A 17,248-nucleotide genomic window follows, 5' to 3' on the forward strand; every position below is an offset into this window, starting at 1 on the left:
AAACACTCTATATTAAGTAGAGTGTTTTTTTTGTTGCTTAGTGTTTTTTGGCTTTTTCGTAGTGAGATATAGTTATTTCTTTGAATGTTTTAGAAAGACTTAATATGTGAGTTTCTAAGAACATTTCTATTAACATTAAAATAATGTTTTTCAAAGTAGAGAATTTCTTGTTTGCAGAAATGTTAGTTCCTTCACTAGAACTTAAAAATTCTTTATCATTTTCGAATTTTTCAATTGATGCATTAACATGATCATGAATAAGACTAAATCTATTTTTTATAGCAGAAACATCGTTTTCAATTTTTTCTATACTAGAAATAGCATTTGTATAATATGTATCTAAATATCTTTTTTCAAATTCAGCGTCATTTGATGAATAGTGAGGCAATAAATTAATTCTTAAAGCTCTTAATTGTAAGTTTTCAACTGTTTTAAGAAGAGTTCTTACATTGCCTGTGAACATTGTTCTAATTTCTTTCATTGTTTTAACTAATGCAAGATAATCTGGAGCGTTTTTATTTTCAACTCTTGACATTGTTTCACTTAATTCCTGTAAAAGTGAATTAATGTATTCATATGATGGATTGTTTTCATAATATGAATAGAATGTTTTGTCTAAAGTTATAATATCTGCTGATTCTCCAGAATTTGTTGGGTTTATTATAGTAACTTTTAAAAAGTTTGTGTTTGATTGAAATAAAATTTCATTATCTAAATATGCATAATTAGTAGAAATTATTTCTTGAACTTCTTTTTCTTTCTTAATTGCTTTTATGTCTGCAAAAGCATATTGTTTAAGATCAATATTATTTTTCAAACAATATCTTCAAGTAGATTTATTATGAATTATTAGTTTCAATTCCGGTTCTACTTCATTTAAAGTGCTTTCGTTTCATTTCGCTTTTATGATTTTTAACATTATGTGTTCCTAATTCTGTTATTTTGTTTTATATGTTAACAAAAATTTTTTGTTTGTTGATTTTTTTGATATTTTAAAATTGCTTAAAATCATCTTTTCAACTATTTCTTCTATAAATTTTTTCTCATTTTTTATTAGAAGTCATTCGTTGGTTTTAATATTAAATAAATTTATTTCTTTCACATCACTAAAAATGGTTGTATTGTTTTTTCTTTCTTCTTCTGTTATTAAAGAAGTATATTTTTTATCAGTAGATAATTCTTTAATGATATTTATTAAATACAAATAAAAGATAGATTGAAAAATATGTTCTATTTTTAGTTCATTAACACATTTCAATTCGAATATATTTTTTCCATTTATGAAATCAATTCTTCCAACATATTTAATTGAATGAATTTTGTTAGAAGCTTTGTTTTCTAATTTTTTAATATATTCTTTAATTCACACAGAATTACGAAGCAATTGAGAATCAACACCTAGCGATATCTCTAATAATAAAGATTTGTTGAAGTCTATTACTTCAGTGAATCTTTTATCAATAGTTTTATAGTTCTTGAATTTATCCATTCAATCATAATCTTTAATATTTAGATTAGTAATATTATTGTGTAAACCTTCACGTCTTGAAATGTTAAGGTTTGCGGTCATTAATTTTTTATGAACTATATCTGTCTCTTGGTTTTTGGATTTTCTTAATACTCTTTCTAAATTGTTTTTATCATTTAACAATTCAAATCTTATTCATTTTTCGTTTTTTATTGAAATATTTTCTCATATAGATTTATTAATTTTGCTATTTCTTGCTAGGAATTCAAAAAATAAATAATCAGCATTTAAAGCAGATAAACTAACAGTCATCATTCCCGAAAAGTTCAATCCTCTTGTCCTTAAGGTTTCTTTTACTGAAATTTTTCTTTCAGGCTCTTTTAAAACCTTAATTAAATCATATTTATTAATAAGATTTCTTATTTCATGAATAGTTTTTGATTTAACATTTTTCATAAAACTTGTTGCTTCAGTATTTATTGTAATATTATTTTTTATATTGAACAATGGTAAATTTTCAAAATTAATATCAAAAGGATTGTAAAAAATAATATTTTTATCTTTTTTTATCTTTTCAATAAAGTCATTTCCAAGATAAGGCAATATAGGACTAAAACTTTCGACTGGTTGCTGACAAATAAGAATTTCTTTTTTAACTCTTGTTAATCCAACGTAATGAGTATTAGGAAATTCTAAAGGATCTGAATTTTTAGCGAAAAATTTAAAATAATTAGAAGAAAAATCAAGAATAACAACATAATCTCTTTCTCTTCCTTTAGCTTGATGAAATGTAGAAAAAACAATTTTATTTTCTATTTCTTCATCCTTTAAAGCATAAGTATCACTACTAGGATAAAAACACTTATAACCAATTTCACATAATTTGTTTTCTAGTAATTTTGAAGGAGTCTTCTTATTAATGCTTTTAGTAGAAGCGGTCAATATGAAAAAATCTTCGTCTTTTGCCCCTTTTGTTTCTTTAATAATTTTAATTCATTCGATGACAAAATCAAGATCAGTAAAGGAATTCTTAAGAGCACAATAGTGTAATGCTCCTTTATTTTTGTTTATTGAACTTGGTTTAATATATTCTTCTTTAAAACAATACTTATTAATAAAATCACAAACATCCGACGGAACTCTTTGAGACTCAGTTAATTTCAAATTAACGCATTCTTCACCAAGAAGTTGATCAAACATTGTTAAAAATCTTTCATCTGCATCATTATATTCATATATTTTTTGTTTTACATCACCCAAAACTAATCATTTACAATTTTTAGGCTTGGTTTTTTTAATCAATTCAAAATAATATGGAATACAATCTTGCATTTCGTCATATACATATATATCAGCAAATAGTTCTTTAAAATCATCATTTTCTAAACAATCAATCATCTTTTGATCATTGTTTATTTCTCCAATTTTATTAAAAACATAACCAGTATAAGCATGGAAAGTAAATATTTTAATATTTTCTAATCCCATTTCTTTTATTCTAATAGTTGTTTCAACTTGCAATTTTTTGTTGTATGTTAAAACTACTATTTTTTTATTTGGATTTTGTTTAGCTAAAAATAAAATAGTAGTAGTTTTTCCACTGCCAGCTACAGCGTTAACTATTACATTTTTATTATCCTTAACTAAAGCATCAATTATTGCTTGTTGTTCATTAGTCGGTGATATTAACAGTTCTTTTTTCATTAATTTTTTCAGTTTGTTTTTGTGTTTCTAAATATTCAAAATATTTCTTTTCATATATTAGATTTGTTTTTCTTCAATTTATAAGATCATAAACTAAAAATCCAAAGTTGACACATATGAAAGCAGTAGCTAATGATTTGAATCCTTCAAATGGATTTGGATTGTAAGCTTCAAAACCAAACTTAAGACCAATAAATATAATCATTAAACTACCCATTTTAATCAACCCTATAAAAATAGGTTTTAATCAATTTAAATATTTAGTAAATTTCCCTTTATAAGGTTTTTTTGGTAATATAGACAATTTGCTTGAAGCACTTATAGAAGAGAACATCACAGCAAATGACATTATTAAATAAGTTCAATTATCTGATGTTTTAGAAAATAACATATTTTCTTTTACTCCTTGTCATGAAGCCAAATCAGAACGTCCACCAATATAATAATTAAATAGTGGTTCTGCAGTAAATCTAAATATTAATATAGATAAAAGAGTAACAGAAAACACAATTAACATAAGAATTCAATTACTTCTATAAGTAGAATAGAAAACTTCAGGTTTTGATTTATATTTACCTTTTAAATAAGTCAATATTTGAGCAGTCCCAGCAGAGAAGAATGGAATAGGATAAAGTATATAAATATATATTAATTTCGCTAATAAGTAATTATTATGATTCACATTATCAGGATTTGCAGTTTTGGCTGTATATCCCACTAAGAATATAATGATTGTCTTAAAAATCAAAGCAAAAAGACTTACAAATGAAAATCTCAACATTTTTGCAAAGACTTTAAACAATTCTTTAAAATCATGCAAAATATATTTAATACTATATCTGATTTTCAAATATGACGCTATAAACAAGACTAATATTAAATTTAAAACATCACCTACTAATAAACCAATAGTATAACTATAAATACCTATTCCATTAATAGAAGAAGTTGTTAATCCAATAGCAGCAATCATAACAACACTTATTATGTATTGTGCTAATGCAATTAGTGTAGTTTTTCAATTTTTAATTCTATAAAAAATAGTAAATAAAACGGTAGAATTCAGAAGAACTAATAATACAGTTGGAGAAGAACCATATATAAATTGACGTCCAATTTCAGATATTTGATCGTTTTTAATTGAATATGATAAATAAGCATATGACAACCCTATAAAACATGGTATCAATACAATACCAACTAATAAAGAACTTAATAGTTGATATCCAAGTATGTGCTTTTCTTCTAAACTATTAAAATGATTATTTTTCTTTTTAAGAGAAATTAACATTGTTAATAATGTAGTGGTGAACAAGAAACCTATTTGATAAAAAGTGACTAAAAAAGAAGTTATAACACCTAAAGAAATAATTGCATATAAATTAAATTCTTTTGAGATAGGACTTGATGCAATTATCAATGTAATCATTAATGGAAAAGTGCAATTAAAAAAACTAAAAAACAAAAAGAAATAATTTTTAAAGAATAACTTTAAAAATATATTTTTTTTAGGCAGAAAATTTTTAGATTTGTTAACTATATATTTTCTAGAATTATTTAAAACATTCATAAATATCTGATCTCACTAATTATCTTTGATTATTAATATCATAATATCACATTACTAACTTTTAAAATTCTTATTTAATACATAAATTCATTTTATCGAAAAAGGTTATTAGAATAAAAAAATTATTATTTATAATAACTCTTAAAAAGATATAAACTTTACTAATATTTGTGTATAATTTTTATGTTTTTATGGCGATTATGGTGAAGCTGGTTAACACGCCTGATTGTGGTTCAGGTATTTCGCGGGTTCGAGCCCCGTTAGTCGCCCCATATTAAAAAGAAGTTCTTTTAGAACTTCTTTTTTTTATTTATAATAAAGTTCAAGGTTAAAATATGAATAATAAAAATTATGATTCTTCTTCTTTAATGCTTTGTGGAATCTTTTTAAGTTTGACTCTCATTGCAAGAATGATATTTATCAATATTAATATTATTGGTGGATATAGCCCTCAAATACAAATAGTGTTTTATATTTTGGGTCTTGTGTTTATTAACAATTATAAATATAAATTTATGTTTTTTATAATAGCACCTATTAGTTGATTGATGTTTGGATTCTCAGGAAACCCAATATTTGATTATTTATTTTTTGCTTGAGCTTGTTGACCTTTTATTTTTTTAAAAGTTAAATCGAAATGAAATATAATAAATATTATGGTGTTTATGTTGTTAACACAAGCCCAAATGTTTCTTTGAAACATTGTATCTGGTGTCGCTTTTTATAAAGTAACTTGAATGGCTAGTTTTATTATTAATATGCCTTTTAACATTACAAATTTGATCTTGAATACTATATTGGTTTACTCCATATTTTTTTCAGTCAAAGAAAGATTAATAAATGAAAAAAGTAAATTCTTATAAAAAATCTATTGATGTTGGTGATAGATTAATGGTTCATGCTTATAAATATAACGGTTGATTATATAGAATATGAGAATATCCTATCGTGTTAGAAAAAACAGAGGATATGGTTATATTGGCTTTAGAAAAAACTTATGTTATTTCTTCTGAAGAAAAATCGATTAGAACCTTTAATTCAAAAATTGATTATCCCAAATTTTGATTTTTCATTAAAGATGCATGATTTAATGTTCTTGCTTCTGTAGAAAACGAAGGAGTTAAATTATATATTAATTTAGCTAGTCCGTTCATATATGAAGAAGGAGCCATAAAATATTATGATTTTGATTTAGATTTCAAAATTTTTCCCAACAAAAATTGAAAAGAAGTTGATATTAATGAGTTTTTTGAAAATCAAAGAAAATATAAATATAGTAAAAAACTAATCGAAGTTATAACAATGGTAGAAAAAGAAATAGAAACAAAGATAAAATCGAAATATTTTGAAGAAAATTTCAGTAGAAATAAAATACAAGAATTAGAATTAAAATTTTCTACATTCTTAAGAAAGAAAATGTAATATGGAAAATAAATTCTCTCCTCTTAATACTAATAATGATGAAATTAAAAAATATTATGACTCTATAAAAGAAAAAGCTATTTCTTTATTTTCAAATAAAGAGACAAAAGAAAAAGCTATTTCTTTAATAGAAGAAGAATTAGATCAACCCTACATGCCTAATGAAATATTTGAAGATTATAATAATTTATTAAATGAATTTGAATCTTCAATGAAACTAGATAAATTAAAAGAATTACAAAGCAACTATACTGTTCAAAATTTGTTGCAAGATGCAATAATGGGCAAGCAATTTGACTTAGTAATATTCGAACATATCGCTACATCAAACCCCGATGAAATTACTAATTGTATTAACGAGTTAAAGTTATTTTTTATTAACAATAAAATAAAAACTTTTAATAAAATATTTGTTTTAGAAATTCTTAATAGATATGCTGTATATGAAGACTTTGAATTTTTAAATATTCATACAAACAAACTTATTAAATTAAACTCTAAAAACTTTTTAGATATATTTAATAAAAAAGAATACATAGATACATTGAACAACATTAATGATTTAACCCTAAAAGAACCAACAATTACAAATTTTGCAACTGATGTACTTTTACATATCAATAGTTATTTTTTTCCAGAATTTGAATTCAATTCTATAGATCAATTAGGAACTAAAATAATCAATAAAATAATGATTATGATGGGAAATGAAGATTATAAATTTACTGAAGATGAAGATGATAAAAAAATTGATTTAGTTATATCCTCATTATCAGAAGATAAGTAATATTCAAACTTAATTTTTCTTTAATTATTTATATTAACAATTAAAAAATCATCCTTTGTGGATGATTTTTTTATTTTTTTTAATTATTAAAATTATTTATTTTTTGATAATTTCTTTGCAACAAAGACTATTAAGATAATTATTAATAATAACAACATTAAGAAACCGAATGCAATTCCAACAATTTGGGCTTCTGAAAACTTTGAACCGTTAGAATCAGTTGAAGTGTTTTGATTAAGTAAAATTCCATATTCAATCGAAACAGGGGTTTGATTTCCATTTTTTAAAATAATTTCAAATTTATATAAATTTTTATTTTTTGGATCAACAGTAATATTAGTAACTTCTAATTGTGGTTTTTCAGATAAGTTAGTTGCTGAAAGACCTAATTTAGAAAGAACAGACCCTTTATCAAATGTTGAAGTCGAAGTTGCTGATTTGTTTCATTTAGCAATATCAGATTTTAAAAGTTCTTCAAATTTTACTAATTCTTCTTTTGACATGTTTCAATTATCAATAGCAGGATTAATTTTAGTATCTAAAGTGGGTTCACTTGGAACTATAGGATTAAATTTGATTCCAAATTTAATTGTTTTAGATTTAGTGCCGTTTTCAAAATTAGCATTATTTAATGAAATTTCAAATGTATACTTACTTTTATCTGTTTGATCTGGAGTGAAGTTCGTAAATGATAATTTAGCACCGTCAGGTATGTTAACTCCAGACAATTTTAATTTTGATAAAATTGAACCAAAAGTGAAGTTTTCATCTTTATGATTTGTTTTATTTCATTTATCAATATCAGATTTTAAAAGTTCTTCAAATCTACTAATTTTAGTATCTTTCACATCTCAATTTAATTCAAAAATATCTGAATTGGCATTTGAAACATATCCGGTTTGGAATGAAGTATTCAAAGCAGAAGTTTCAAAAATAATTCCAAATACAAGTTTTTCTATAAGTGTTGATGAATTATTTAAAGAAATATCAAATGTAACTCTGTTGGGATTAGTTTGATCTTGAGTAAAGTTAATCGCTAATACAGCACTATCAGGAATATTAGTTCCTTCTAAACCTAATTTAGAAAGAATAGAACCAATTTGAAAATAAGTAGTGTCCTTTGGAGAAGAAACATTTCAAGCATTTATGTCTTTTGTTAATTCTGTTTTAAAGGTTTCAATATTTTTATCAGAAACTTTTCAACTTAGTTCATGAATTCCAGTTGTTTGATCTTTATGTTGTTTAGATGTGAATATTGGTTTAGTTACTTCTGGAGACGATTTGAATGTTATCTCAAAAGGAAGTTTTTTTATAAGTGTTGATGAATTATTTAAAGAAATATCAAACGTTATTTTATTTTTATCTATTGTATCAACAATTCAATTATCAAATACCAATTCAGCGTTTGCTGGTAAATTAGTAGCTGATAGTTTTAATTTAGAAAGAATAGAACCAGTTTTAAAAGTAGCATCTTTTTGAGAAGCAGCGTTTCAAGCATTTATGTCTTTTGTTAATTCTGCTTTAAAGTTTTCAATATTAGTATTTAAAACTTCTCAAGTTAATTTATGATTCGATGTAGTTTGATCAATTAATATGTCTGTTTTAAATGTCGGAACTTGTTGTACAGGAGTTTTAGGTTTAAAGGCAAAAGCATATTCTCCAACTATAATATCTGTTGCATCGTTGTTTAAAGTAACATTTCTTAATGCGCCCATTGCGTTAATTGGTCTTTTTAATCAATCATTAACTGTTATATATTTAGTTTTTTCAAAATTTGTTAATCCATCAAAAATAACTTTTAATTCTGCAGGTTGTTTGTTAGGATAATCAGCTTTTAATTTTTCAGAATGAAAAATTGTTTTAACAGGAGTCTTTTTATCAATTTCACTTTGAGAAGTGAAATCAATTCCATCATCGTTAAATATAGATCAAGCTTTAAAATTTTCAAGAGTAGCTAATGAAGGAGATAAATTAATGTAATGATAATTAAATATAGTTTCAAATGTTCCACTTTTAAATGCATCTGTTTTAAAATTATCTGGAAAATAGAAAGCTGTTTTTACAGACGGATTTGAAAAAGTTTCATTAGTAAAGTTTTTTAAGTTAGTAACATTAGTAAAATCTACAGATGCATTTGCATTTTCAATTTTAGGAATACCACCTATATCAAAATTAGTAATTGTAGAAGGCAAAGTTATATTTATCACATTTGTTCCAAAGAATCCCAATTGATCAGATATAGTAGTTACTTTAGTTTTTTCAAAATCAACTAATTTAGTAAGTTTTGGACAATTTTTAAAATTTCAAGCACCCAAATTAGTTAGAACATCATTAAATTTAACTTCATTTAAAAGAGATAAATCAATAAAACTATTTTGAGGAATTGTTGTTCATTTTGTTGAAGATAAATCAATTCTGATTATTTTCTTTATTGATTCAATATTTGGATTAGAAGTGTTTTTATCACTAAAAACATCTCCCAATATACTTTGAGAATTTGCTGGTAATTTTAAATTAATATATTCTCCAGCATGATTAGTTGCAAAATCAGCAACAAATCCTGTTATAGTTGTTGGAGAGTTAACATCAAAGACAAAATCAGTAGCAGCCGTTGTATAAATTGTGTGTTCTACATTGTTTACTTTTTCCACTTTTTTTTGACCAGGTTCTGGAAATATAAAATCAGTAGCAGGAGCAACAGTTGTAACTTTTGCTGAAGAATATGTATTATTTATTTTTTTAAAATTATGATTTGAGATAGTAGTTGTAGTTATACCAACAGAAGCTGATATTACAGCAGAAAACAAAAAACCTAACGTAAGTGTTTGTTTATTTATTTTTTTCATTTAATTCCTTATTTTATTTATCGATCCACACGACCGATAAAAATTTTTACTTATATTATTCAATATTTAAAATTTCGAAATCTAATTTTAAATAAAAGTATAAAAAATATTATTTAAAATTAATATAAAATTGATTAATAATGATTACCATATTATTTTATATTAAGAAAACAATAATACTTAAAAGAATATTATTTTCTTAATATAAACAAATAAAAATTATGAGTTGAAACGAGAAATTTTCAACTCATAATTAATATTTAAATTATTCTCCAGCAATTGTTCTTAATTTTTTGAAAAGGCCCTTCTTTTCAAGTTTTTTTGCTGTTCTTGTTAATTCTTTGTAAGCGTTTTCTGTTGTTCAATCAAATTCTTTTTTTTCTGCACTGAACTTAAGACCTCAATCTTTTCCATATTTAGGTATAACATGCAAATGAAAATGGTTTATTTCTTGTCCTGCAACATGACCTTGATTAGATAAATAATTAATTCCTCAAGGATCTAATGAAGAGCTTTCTAAAATATAAGAAACTGATTTAGCTAATTCGGAAACGGCTGATAAATATTCAGAAGCACAAACAGCTCAATCGCTATAATGCTTCTTGGGGATAACTAATACATGTCCATCACTTATTGGATTATTATCCATAAAAGCTATGGCATATTTATTTTCCACAATAATATTAGCTTCAATCTCTTTATTTACAATCTTACAAAAAATACAATCCATCTTAGTTTTCCATTTCTTTTAATGCTTTGTTGATTTTGGCAAGTTTAACATCTAGTTCTTCTTTGGCATCAATAATTAAATAATTGATTCCATAATCTTCACAAACACCGACTAAATAGTTTTTGTAAATAGATAATAAGTTTTTGAAATACAATTCGTTTTTTTCAAAATTATCAATTTCAACTTTTCTATTTCTTTGATGAATTCTTTTCTTAAATAATTCTCAATCACCATCAAGTATTACATAAAGTTTTGGTACACCATGATGATATATTAATTCTTTACAAACTGAATCTCATAGACTATTGTAATATAGAAACACACTTGCTTTATCAATGTTAAGTTTTGCAAACAATCAATCTTCAAATATACTTCTATCAAAAATTGTTAAATTTTTATCATTACAGTTATTTTTGAAATTTTCAAATCTATTTAAAACAAAATAAAGTTGAAATAATGAACCGAATAAATTATTATTTGATCTTTCATACATTTTTTCTAATAAAAGCATCATTAAATCATCTTTGTCATCTAATTCAAAAATAATTCTTGAGTCTTTTATTTGAGAATTCAAAGCTTCTGCGATAGTAGATTTACCAAAGGCAATCATACCACCAATAACTATTGAATTCGAAACCTTTATTTTTTTAAAATCAGGTTTAAAATTATCGTTCGTATTATCCATCCTACTCCTTAAAATAATTTTATTTATTATATTCTAATTATTTTTTGTGGAAATATTAATGTAATTGTGTTTTTTTGCATTATTTTCTAAAAGATTTTTATCAAATATTGTTATATCTATAATAGGATTTTTTCTTTTATGTTTTCAAACATGCTGTTGTGTAATGGTTTTAGCTGTTTTAATAAAATCTTCTTCATTATATTTTTCAAGAATCTTCTTTGATAAAGAATACATAAGATTGTTAATAATTTTACTTAATAAATATCCAGATTCTTTTGCATAGAAACAACCTCTTGTAGAAATAGTAGAAACATTTATTTTTTTATTTTGCTTATCAACAGAAATAACTATATTTAAAATACCGTCGTTAGAAAGCGATTTTCTTTCGTCATGAACTTTTTTAGTATTTAAGCTTAATTGTTTTCCGTTAATGTATAAAGCATCAGCATTAATGATCTTATCAGTTTTAGTTAACTCTCCATTTAATAAACTAAGCATTTCACCATTCTTAGAAATAAGAATTTGGTCTGGGTGATATCCTGAATCTACTGCATTCTTTTTAAGACATCTAAGCATTTTATATTCACCATGAATTGGAAATATATATTTAGCCCCAACAGCTTTAAACATTAATTGTTGTTCACTTCTAGTTGCGTGACCAGATGCATGAAGTTTAAATTCGGGTTTATTTTCATAAACACGAATTCCCATCTTATAAATATTGTTTATCATATTTTCAACAGCAGCATAGTTTCCAGGAATAGGATTAGAACTTAATATAACAGTATCTGATGGTTTTAAAGATAATTTAGAATGATTACCTGAAGATAATACATTCATAGCTGCTAATTCTTCACCTTGTGAACCAGTTAGAAGAACTAATATTTCATTATCTTCGTAATTACCAACATCCTTAGCCTGAATAAAGGCACTATCTTTAACTTTTAAATACCCTAATTTTCTACTAATTTTAATATTATTTTCCATAGATCTACCTAGTAGACATATTTTTTTACCAATATTAATTCCGTGAGCAATTAATTGTTCAATTCTATTTAAATTAGAAGCAAAAGTAGATAAGAATATTCTTCCCTTTGCAGAATCCATTAATTCTAATACATTAGAAATAATATATTTTTCTGATTCACTAAATCCAGGAACTTCAGCTGATGTTGATTCACATAATAAAACATCAACACCATCTTTACATAAATTTCTTAATGATATAAAGTCTGTTTCATCACCGTCAGTTGCAAAATCAAATCTAAAATCACCAGTTGAAACAACTCTTCCATTTGGGGTATCTATAACCAAACCAAATGAATCAGGAATAGAGTGACACACTCTAAAGGGACTTATAGTTTTGTTTCCTAATTTAAATGTTTCATTATCACCATAAGAAATGATTTTAGGAGCTTTAACATCTTTATGTTCTGTTAATCTTTTTTCTATTAATTTTGCAGCTAAATGTGGAGCGATAATAACTGGAATGTTAAGATTTCTTAAATAATGAGGAATAGCTCCGATGTGGTCTTCATGACCATGAGTTATAACCATTCCTTTTATTTTGTGCTCTTTAGATTTTAATTCACCATAATTAGCAATTATTCCATCTACACCAAGCATAGTGCTATCAGCAAATTTGATACCAGCATCAATAATAAGAAGATCATCTTTGTCTTCTATTACATAGGTATTCTTTCCAACTTCTTCAAGCCCGCCAAGAGCATATATTAAAGTAGGGTCCTTATTCATAATTTTTATTACCTTTCAATATATATTTATATATTTTTTAATCGATTAGGAAAAACCTGTTGTTGTTATTATATAAAATATATATTTTATTTAAAAAATTTACTTCAATTAAATAAAAAAAATCTGCAAAAGCAGATTTAAAGCATCATTTCATTTTTCAAAGAATCAACAGATTCTGTTTCTTCTAAAAAGTCAGCTACAACAAATGCAAAATCAGTCATAGAAGAAAAACCTCTAACACTTATAACATTATTAGATTTAAGAAGTTCGTCTTCTGCTTTTTTCTTAATAGAAAAATCTTTTTCTCTACCAGCTATTTGATGATCTTGTAATAATCCCATATTCTCTAGGAATTGAGAACTTTCACAAGTTGCAAGAATGAACTTATCTTTTTCAGTTAAGAATTTAGATATATGATGAACAAATTTATTGATTTGTTCTTTATCTTTTGTTGGTCAATTTTCAAACTTAAGTCTTTCAATTCCAGGACCACCTGGGACATAAATAGCATGATATTGTGATAAATTAATTTTATCAAATGTTGAATAACAGCTTATTTTTGAACCAGTTTCTAATATGATTGAGTTTTTCTTTTCAATAGAGATTAAATCAACTGTTATGCCTAATTTTCTTCAAATATAAGTTGGAATGAATATTTCATATTCGTTCATTTCATTAGTTACTATAATAGCAATTTTCTTCATGTAATTTTTTTCCTAAACACTAAATTTTTTATCCATCTCTCTTTTCAAAAAGTTAAAAAGATTTCTTGAATGACTTTTGGTTGGTATCGGTTTTGTTTTTTTCTTTACTTCTTCAGGATGAATAGACTTATAAGATAAAATATATCAACCTTCTTTTGTACCTTTAACTTGAAAGTGATATTTTTGATTTTTAACAAAGAATTTGCTAGGTGTTGTGCTAAAGTCTGTTGTATCTTTCATATAGCATTTTCCAATCATATCTTTGTTAATATCTACTTCAACATGATCATCAAGAAAATTTATAATTTTGCCTGCTGCAATTTCAAATTTTCTATTAGAAATATTTTTTATTTTTTGTTCAAATTTTTTTTTGTATATTTTCATAAATAAATTGTATGGATTACTTTATTAATTATATTATTTATATATACAAAATAAATATTAAAAACAAAAAATTACAAAAGGGAGAAAAATATGAAGCTTTCTGTAATAATAGAAATTCCAAAAAATTCAAAAATTAAATATGAATATGATAGAGAAACTAAAAGAATTGTAGTCGACAGAATTCTTTATGGTTCTACAATGTATCCACAAAATTATGGATTCATTGAAGAAGCATTAGATTGAGATGGAGATGAATTAGATATTCTAGTATTATCTGATCAATCATTTATGCCAGGAGTGCAAGTTCCTACTAGAATAATTGGTGCTATGGAAATGATAGATGATGGTGAAACAGATACTAAATTAATTGGAGTGATTGATTGTGATCCTAGATTTGAACACATTAATGATCTTAAAGAGGTTTCACCACATGTGTTAAAAGAAATAAAAGATTTCTTTGCAATTTATAAAAACCTACAAAACAAAAAAGTAGAAGTTAAAGATTTCAAAGACAAAAATTGAGCAATAAAAGAATATAAAGAATGTGTTCAACTTATGAATGAATATGGAAAAATGAAAAAAGATGATTTTATTAAATCAATGAAGAAAAAACATCCAGAAAAGTATACTAATTAATGATTAATTTAATTATAGAATATTGACAAAATAATGAATTTTTGAATAAATCATTTTTCGATAACAAATTAAAAAAAATAGATAATCTAACTTTAAAAAACTATATTATTGAATATTTTAAATTCAAATATATTTTTACAAAATTATTATTATTAATCTTATCTGGTGTTTTAATTTTTGCTCTCGGATTTGGTTTAAGAGAATTTTTCATTAATTATAGACCAGGAGAAATTGTAGTTAATTATGGAGTTGCCTTTTCAATAGCAGATAGTCAAAATCCAGCTTTTGTTTATACAATACAATCTATACCTGTAATATTTTCATTCATTGGCATCATTGTATTTAAAAACCCACTTAATTATATAGGCCTAAGTTGAATGTTTTTTGGTGGACTTATGAACATAATAGATAGATCTATTTCAACTCCAGCAATCGTCAATGGAAGCAGCACAATTAATGGTGTAATAGATTATTTTCATGCTCCTGGATCTGTTTTTAATATTGCAGACGTATTTATAGTCTCTGGAGTAATAATAGCTATTGTATTAATTGTTACAAATTTAATAATTGCATTCTTAAAAGAAAGAAAACAAGATATAGAAGATGAAAAAGACTTTTTTAAAATTGACAAATAAAGAATATGTTAATAAAAGACTTGACAAATTCTTATCTGATGAATTAAAAATAAGTAGAACAAAATTAAATCAATTTTTTGAAAATGATTTAATTTTTCTTAACTCTAAAATAGCAAAAAAGAAATCCACTTTATCTCTTAATGATGAAATAACGATAAATGAATTAATAGAAGAAAACAATGACAAAAAAGAAATAGAGTTTAAAGAATGAAAAGAAGATCTTAATATTGTTCATGAGGAAGAAAATTTTATTATTGTATATAAAGAAAGTGGAATATTAACTCATACAACTAATTATGAAAATAATAAAACATTAGCTAATAAAATTTATTATCATTTTTTAAAAAACAATATTGAAATTTATGACGATAAATCAAGATTAGGCATTGTTAATAGATTAGATAAAGATACATCTGGATTAATAATAGTAGCAAAAAATAAATTAGCTCTTAAAAAATTATCTGAACTTTTTAAAGAAAATAAGGTTATAAGAAAATATTTTGCAATAGTTCTTAATAATTTTAAAACTAATAATAAAATGTTAATCAATAAACCTATTGGTTATAGAAGAGACTCAAAACTCAAATTAACTACTAATGAACCAAAAAATCCAAAAGAAGCAAGAACTCTTATTGAATTTTCTGAAGATATTAATAATCAATATTCTAAAATAATATGTTCTCTAGAAACTGGAAGAACTCATCAAATAAGAGTTCATTTGCAATCTATAAATCATCCAATATATAATGATCCTATATATAACAATAAAAAGCATCATTCTTCATATGGTCAATTTTTGCAAAATTTCTATTTAGAGTTTATTAATCCTTTTAATAACAAAAATATAAAAATAGAAATAGATATAGACAAAGAAATAAAAGGATTTTTAACTAAAAATGAAATTTAATTTATATATAGATACTACTAACAAAACTTGTATGTTCTCATTATTTGATTTAAAAATGAATTTAATATCTGAATCTTTAACTCCTACTAATAATGATTTAGTTGATAAGGCAATTGAAATATTAGATTCATTCCTAATAGAGAATAAAGCTTCTTATGAAAATATTATTAATATTTATTTAAATTTAGGACCGGGGAGTTTTACTGGTGTTAGAGTCGGTGTTAATATTGCTAAAACTATATGAATGATACACAATAATATAAATATATTAACCTCTAACAATTTAGAAATAATTAGCGAATTCAATAATTTTGTTTTCTTAGATGCAAAATCTAAAAAGCACTATATTGCTAAATACGAAAATAACAAAATAATTATGGAACCTAAAATGATTTCTTCAGATGAACTTAATGAATTTAAGAAAAAAAATAAAATGATTAATGGCGATTTAATTTCTGATGTTGATAAATTTAGAAATAGTTATAAACTATTAAATAAATTTAAAAAAGAAAAACAGTCAGAAATTAAACCACTATATATAAAACCAGCAGTGATTTAGGAATAATATGTTTAAAACAATATTTGATTTTAATAAATATGAAAAAGAATTAAAAAAATACGAAAAAGACTTCTTAAGCATTAATGAGGTTGTTTACAATAAGATGAATTTAAAAAATGAAATAATTTTTGACTGTTCTTTTATATCCTCAAATGAAATAAGAGAAATAAACAAAAACAATAGAAAAAAAGATTATGTCACTGATGTTATTTCTTTTGCTTTTTGAGACAAAGGAATTAAAACACCTTTATTAGGTGAATTGTTCATATGTTATGAAAAAGTTGTTGAACAAGCAAAAGAATATAAACACTCTTTAAGAAGAGAAATATGTTTCTTATACTTACATGGTTTATTACACTTATTAGGTTATGATCATATAGTTAAAGAAGAAGAAGAAATTATGTTTTCATTACAAGATGAAATATTAACTTTACTTCAAATAGAAAGATAAAAAAT

17 protein-coding genes and 1 tRNA gene are annotated in these 17,248 nt (G+C 24.1%); 9 read left to right on the plus strand and 9 right to left on the minus strand.

The genetic code is table 4. The features are described 5' to 3' along the window. Window positions 1-37: 37 nt before the first annotated feature. Genes AC27EK_RS01155 through AC27EK_RS01165 form a run of 3 tightly spaced genes read right to left on the minus strand, consistent with a single transcriptional unit; the run spans window position 38 to window position 4,742 of the window. Window positions 38-919 carry a hypothetical protein gene (locus AC27EK_RS01155; protein ID WP_487231524.1) on the minus strand — a complete coding sequence of 294 codons (882 nt, stop codon included), beginning with the start codon at window positions 917-919 and terminating at the stop codon, window positions 38-40. An 18-nt stretch (window positions 920-937) separates the two neighbouring features. Next, window positions 938-3,172 (minus strand): UvrD-helicase domain-containing protein, encoded by a 2,235-nt coding sequence (locus AC27EK_RS01160; RefSeq protein WP_487231525.1) that lies wholly within the window; start codon window positions 3,170-3,172, stop codon window positions 938-940. Continuing rightward, complete coding sequence (locus AC27EK_RS01165) at window positions 3,141-4,742, minus strand: hypothetical protein (protein ID WP_487231526.1); 1,602 nt, start codon at window positions 4,740-4,742, stop codon at window positions 3,141-3,143. The genes AC27EK_RS01160 and AC27EK_RS01165 overlap by 32 nt, the downstream gene beginning before the upstream one ends. A gap of 194 nt (window positions 4,743-4,936) precedes the next feature. Here AC27EK_RS01165 and AC27EK_RS01170 point away from each other — a divergent pair. The 4 genes from AC27EK_RS01170 to AC27EK_RS01185 all read left to right on the plus strand — a co-directional run bounded on the left by AC27EK_RS01170 (window position 4,937) and on the right by AC27EK_RS01185 (window position 6,951). Then, a tRNA-His gene (locus tag AC27EK_RS01170) sits at window positions 4,937-5,014 on the plus strand. A gap of 63 nt (window positions 5,015-5,077) precedes the next feature. Then, window positions 5,078-5,605 (plus strand): hypothetical protein, encoded by a 528-nt coding sequence (locus AC27EK_RS01175; RefSeq protein WP_487231527.1) that lies wholly within the window; start codon window positions 5,078-5,080, stop codon window positions 5,603-5,605. After that, window positions 5,583-6,164 (plus strand): DUF402 domain-containing protein, encoded by a 582-nt coding sequence (locus tag AC27EK_RS01180; protein WP_487231528.1) that lies wholly within the window; start codon window positions 5,583-5,585, stop codon window positions 6,162-6,164. The genes AC27EK_RS01175 and AC27EK_RS01180 overlap by 23 nt, the downstream gene beginning before the upstream one ends. 1 nt (window position 6,165) lies before the next feature. Further along, the gene (locus tag AC27EK_RS01185) at window positions 6,166-6,951 is read left to right on the plus strand and encodes a DUF3196 family protein (RefSeq protein ID WP_487231529.1); all 786 of its coding nucleotides are present in this window, start codon (window positions 6,166-6,168) and stop codon (window positions 6,949-6,951) included. 92 nt (window positions 6,952-7,043) lie between these two features. Here AC27EK_RS01185 and AC27EK_RS01190 read toward each other — a convergent pair whose 3' ends face one another. The 6 genes from AC27EK_RS01190 to AC27EK_RS01215 all read right to left on the minus strand — a co-directional run bounded on the left by AC27EK_RS01190 (window position 7,044) and on the right by AC27EK_RS01215 (window position 14,055). Further along, window positions 7,044-9,797 carry a leucine-rich repeat domain-containing protein gene (locus AC27EK_RS01190; protein ID WP_487231530.1) on the minus strand — a complete coding sequence of 918 codons (2,754 nt, stop codon included), beginning with the start codon at window positions 9,795-9,797 and terminating at the stop codon, window positions 7,044-7,046. A 265-nt stretch (window positions 9,798-10,062) separates the two neighbouring features. After that, on the minus strand, window positions 10,063-10,527 hold the full coding sequence (locus AC27EK_RS01195; protein ID WP_487231531.1) for an HIT family protein: 465 nt from the start codon (window positions 10,525-10,527) through the stop codon (window positions 10,063-10,065). Window position 10,528: 1 nt separating this feature from the next. After that, on the minus strand, window positions 10,529-11,212 hold the full coding sequence (locus AC27EK_RS01200; protein WP_487231532.1) for a deoxynucleoside kinase: 684 nt from the start codon (window positions 11,210-11,212) through the stop codon (window positions 10,529-10,531). Window positions 11,213-11,245: 33 nt separating this feature from the next. Then, window positions 11,246-12,967, minus strand: a complete 1,722-nt coding sequence (locus tag AC27EK_RS01205; RefSeq protein WP_487231533.1) for a ribonuclease J — start codon at window positions 12,965-12,967, stop codon at window positions 11,246-11,248. Window positions 12,968-13,104: 137 nt separating this feature from the next. Next, entirely contained in the window at window positions 13,105-13,671 is a 567-nt protein-coding gene (locus tag AC27EK_RS01210; RefSeq protein ID WP_487231534.1) for a DJ-1/PfpI family protein, read from the minus strand. 12 nt (window positions 13,672-13,683) lie between these two features. After that, on the minus strand, window positions 13,684-14,055 hold the full coding sequence (locus AC27EK_RS01215; protein ID WP_487231535.1) for a hypothetical protein: 372 nt from the start codon (window positions 14,053-14,055) through the stop codon (window positions 13,684-13,686). A 90-nt stretch (window positions 14,056-14,145) separates the two neighbouring features. Here AC27EK_RS01215 and AC27EK_RS01220 point away from each other — a divergent pair, with 90 nt between their 5' ends. From AC27EK_RS01220 to ybeY, 5 genes are read left to right on the plus strand one after another with little or no spacing between them, the layout of a single operon-like run. Next, window positions 14,146-14,691, plus strand: a complete 546-nt coding sequence (locus AC27EK_RS01220; protein ID WP_487231536.1) for an inorganic diphosphatase — start codon at window positions 14,146-14,148, stop codon at window positions 14,689-14,691. Then, window positions 14,691-15,326, plus strand: a complete 636-nt coding sequence (locus AC27EK_RS01225; RefSeq protein WP_487231537.1) for a signal peptidase II — start codon at window positions 14,691-14,693, stop codon at window positions 15,324-15,326. Before AC27EK_RS01220 ends, AC27EK_RS01225 begins: the two co-directional genes overlap by 1 nt. Further along, window positions 15,295-16,233 carry an RluA family pseudouridine synthase gene (locus AC27EK_RS01230; RefSeq protein WP_487231538.1) on the plus strand — a complete coding sequence of 313 codons (939 nt, stop codon included), beginning with the start codon at window positions 15,295-15,297 and terminating at the stop codon, window positions 16,231-16,233. Before AC27EK_RS01225 ends, AC27EK_RS01230 begins: the two co-directional genes overlap by 32 nt. After that, window positions 16,223-16,792, plus strand: coding sequence for a tRNA (adenosine(37)-N6)-threonylcarbamoyltransferase complex dimerization subunit type 1 TsaB (gene tsaB, locus AC27EK_RS01235; RefSeq protein WP_487231539.1), 570 nt, complete (start codon window positions 16,223-16,225; stop codon window positions 16,790-16,792). The genes AC27EK_RS01230 and tsaB overlap by 11 nt, the downstream gene beginning before the upstream one ends. A 7-nt stretch (window positions 16,793-16,799) precedes the next feature. Then, window positions 16,800-17,243 carry an rRNA maturation RNase YbeY gene (ybeY, locus tag AC27EK_RS01240; protein WP_487231540.1) on the plus strand — a complete coding sequence of 148 codons (444 nt, stop codon included), beginning with the start codon at window positions 16,800-16,802 and terminating at the stop codon, window positions 17,241-17,243. Window positions 17,244-17,248 lie beyond the last annotated feature (5 nt).

This window comes from Ureaplasma rhincodontis, from assembly GCF_057537535.1.